The following is a 3,153-nucleotide window of genomic DNA, read 5'->3' on the forward strand; positions in this document are numbered from 1 at the left end:
CCTGCCGGGTTGTCGTCGTTCGACGAGCAAGCCGTGAATACACTTGCGCCGCAAAAGACCATGGTGAGCACCAATGGTCGGATGGCAGCGGAGAGCATCCAATGCATCATCTTTCTCATCTTGTTTTGTTTTTGGAAATAAAAATGTCTATAATGCTTATTCTTGAATCAGGCACTTGCCTGTCATCTCCTCGGGTTGCTGCAGCCCCATGATGTGGAGGATGCTGGGAGCCACGTCGGAGAGGGCGCCGCCCTGCACCTTCGCGTTTTTGTTCTCTGTCACGTAGATGAAGGGGACGGGGTTGACGGAGTGTGCCGTGTTGGGCGTACCGTCGTCATTGACGGCATGGTCGGCGTTGCCGTGGTCGGCGGTGATGATGGTCTCGTAGCCCATCTTCCTGGCCGTCTCCACCACCTCGCCGAGGCACTGGTCAATGGTCTTCACGGCAGACTCGATGGCTGTATAGACGCCGGTGTGGCCCACCATGTCGCTGTTGGCGAAGTTCACCACTATCCAGTCGTACTTGCCGGTCTTGAGCGCCTCGACCAGCCGGTCCTTCACTTCGAGGGCCGACATCTCGGGCTTCAGATCGTAGGTGGCCACCTGAGGTGAGGCTACCAGGATGCGGTCTTCGCCCTCGAAGGGCTCTTCACGGCCGCCGTTGATGAACGAGGTGACGTGGGCATACTTCTCCGTCTCGGCGATGTGCAGCTGACTGAGTCCCTTCGAAGCGATGTATTCGCCCAGGGTGTTCGTCAGGTTCTCCTTGGGGAAGAGGATGTGTACGCCAGTGAAGGTGTCGTCGTAGGGCGTCATGCAGTAGTACTGCAGATTGGGGATGGTCGTCATGCCCTGCTCAGCCATGTCCTGTTGCGTAAGCACGATGGTCAACTCCTTGGCGCGGTCGCTGCGGTAGTTGTAGAAGATGACCACGTCGCCCTCCTTGATGCGCCCGTCCACGTTGCTGTTCACCAGCGGCTCCATGAACTCGTCGGTGTTCTTGTGCTCCTCAGTGTGAGCGTCGTAGCACGACTGCACGCCCGCCACCATGTCGGTCACCTTGCGGCCCTTGCCGTTTACCAGCAGGTCGTAAGCCAGCTTGATGCGGTCCCAGTGCTTGTCGCGGTCCATGGCGTAGTAGCGGCCTATAATCGTGGCGATAGCGCCTACGCCTGCCTCGTCCACGTACTTCTGCAGGTCAGCAATGAAGCCCTTGCCCGCCCGTGGGTCGGTGTCGCGGCCGTCCATGAAGCAGTGTAGGTAGCAGTTGCCGATGCCATACTCCTTGGCGATGTCGATGAGTTTCAGCAGGTGGCCGAACGACGAATGAACGCCGCCAGTGGACGTCAGGCCCATCAGGTGGACGCTCTTGCCGCTCTGTTTGGCATAGCCGAAAGCCGACTTCACCTCCGAGTTCTCCAGGATGGAGTTGTCGGCACAGGCTCGGTTGATCCTCACCAGGTCCTGATACACGATGCGTCCGGCGCCGATGTTCAGGTGGCCCGTCTCCGAGTTGCCCATCTGTCCGTCGGGCAGCCCCACGTACTCGCCCGAGGCCTGCAATTCGGAGTGCGGATAGTTGGCATACAGATAGTCCATATAAGGTGTCGCCGTATGATAGATCACGTCCCCCTTGCTCTTGTCGCCGATTCCCCAGCCGTCGAGAATGACCAGGAGCGCTTTCTTTGCATGGCCGTCACCCTGCGAGGTCGGGTCGTCCTCGTTCGACGAGCACGCCGTGAACACGCTGGCGCCGCAAAAGACCATGGTGAGCACCAATGGTCGAATGGCAGCGGAGAGCATCCAATGTATAATCTTTTTCATTTTATAGATCGTTTTAAATTATGTTCTTGGTTATGTAGTTACGGCTGCAAATTTAAATAAAATATCACAAAAAACAAAACATATAGGAACATTTTCTTCAACTTTTGTAAATTTTGAGGCTCCTTTTTACGATTTTGAAACTCTAAAGACCGAAGGTCAAAGAGGAAAGTGGAAAGTGGAGAGAGGAAAGAGGAATGTGGCGCCAAACCTAAGGACGATTGCTACCAAGGGAATGCAAAATTAAGCCTGGCAGTAGTGCCAGGCTTAAATAATGTCGATGAAATGGATGATTTTTGTTAATCTTCCAGGGGCGTCTTTTGTTAATCTTCCAGAGGTATGTCTGGGTGTTGCACAGCGAGGGGCAGGTCCTTCTGCGAGAGGTAGAACATGTAGAGGATGCAGTCCTTCGTGCCGCGGTTCTCGCCGTGGTGTACGGTACCCACCATCTCCACGACGGCCTCGCCCTCATGCACCACATGCGTCTTGCCGTCCAGACCGATGATGGTCAGCTCGCCCTGCACCAGTATGCCGTAGTTCATCACAGGGTGGTGGTGCCAGCCCAGCTTCTGCCCGGCGGGGAACACGTACTTCACCGCCACCAGTTCGGGCCGCCCCTCGAAGTAGTCGGGCAGCTCCACGCCGTCCCAACTCTGCGACGTGCGGATGAGTTCGGTGCTCACCACCTTCGCCACCGGGTTGTCCTCCTGCGCATGGGCATCCTTACACGAGTTCAACACACTTGCGCCGCAGACGAGGATGGCGACGAACATCCATTGAATCATCTTTTTCATCATTCTTTGTTTAAGAGATAATATTAAAATTGTTTATTCCTTATTCCTTTGTTATGATTTCGTCTTTGTGACCCACAGGGGAGTCGCGCTCGGCCCGCAGGGACGCTTGCCTTAGCAAGAACCCCTGCGGGCCTGTGTGGGGCTATTCGTCCCAGTCGTCCCAGTCGATGCCGCTACGCCGTGGTGCGCGGGCGGGGCCGTTGCCACCGCCGCCATAGCCGATGCCGGTGTCACCGCTTTCTACGCTGGTCACGCTGCCGCTGAGGATTTGGCACTTCTGTTGGATTCTCACTACCCGCAGGGCGGGCTTCATATAGTTCTTTTTCATTGTCTTTATTTGTTTAGGGGTCGCTGCGCTCAAAATTATAAGAAAATCTATAAGAAAATCTTTCAATTCCTGCATTGGCTGTGAGATTTTGAATCAGATTTTGTCGGATTTTGAGCGAAGCGACCATTTGTTACTTAATCACTACCTTTATACCTTTATTAATATATACGCCTGCGCGCGAGGGCTTGGCGGAGAGGCGGCGGCCGTCGA

Annotated in this window: 3 protein-coding genes; all 3 read right to left on the reverse strand. The window is 55.2% G+C overall.

What is annotated here, in order from left to right:
* Positions 1-156 precede the first annotated feature (156 nt).
* A complete protein-coding gene (gpmI, locus tag Q0R57_RS14655; protein ID WP_294749238.1) occupies positions 157-1,824 on the reverse strand; it encodes a 2,3-bisphosphoglycerate-independent phosphoglycerate mutase in 1,668 nt (555 codons plus the stop codon).
* 320 nt (positions 1,825-2,144) lie between these two features.
* Complete coding sequence (locus Q0R57_RS14660) at positions 2,145-2,615, reverse strand: cupin domain-containing protein (RefSeq protein WP_294749240.1); 471 nt, start codon at positions 2,613-2,615, stop codon at positions 2,145-2,147.
* 142 nt (positions 2,616-2,757) lie between these two features.
* On the reverse strand, positions 2,758-2,976 hold the full coding sequence (locus Q0R57_RS14665) for a hypothetical protein (protein WP_294749241.1): 219 nt from the start codon (positions 2,974-2,976) through the stop codon (positions 2,758-2,760).
* Positions 2,977-3,153 lie beyond the last annotated feature (177 nt).

Source organism: uncultured Prevotella sp. (assembly GCF_946407605.1).
Classification (GTDB): domain Bacteria; phylum Bacteroidota; class Bacteroidia; order Bacteroidales; family Bacteroidaceae; genus Prevotella.

Excerpts from the sequence above, each read along its gene's own strand:
- gpmI (WP_294749238.1), bottom strand. The coding sequence starts at position 1,824 with ATGAAAAAGATTATACATTGGATGCTCTCCGCTGCCATTCGACCATTG.
- Q0R57_RS14660 (WP_294749240.1), bottom strand. The coding sequence starts at position 2,615 with ATGAAAAAGATGATTCAATGGATGTTCGTCGCCATCCTCGTCTGCGGC.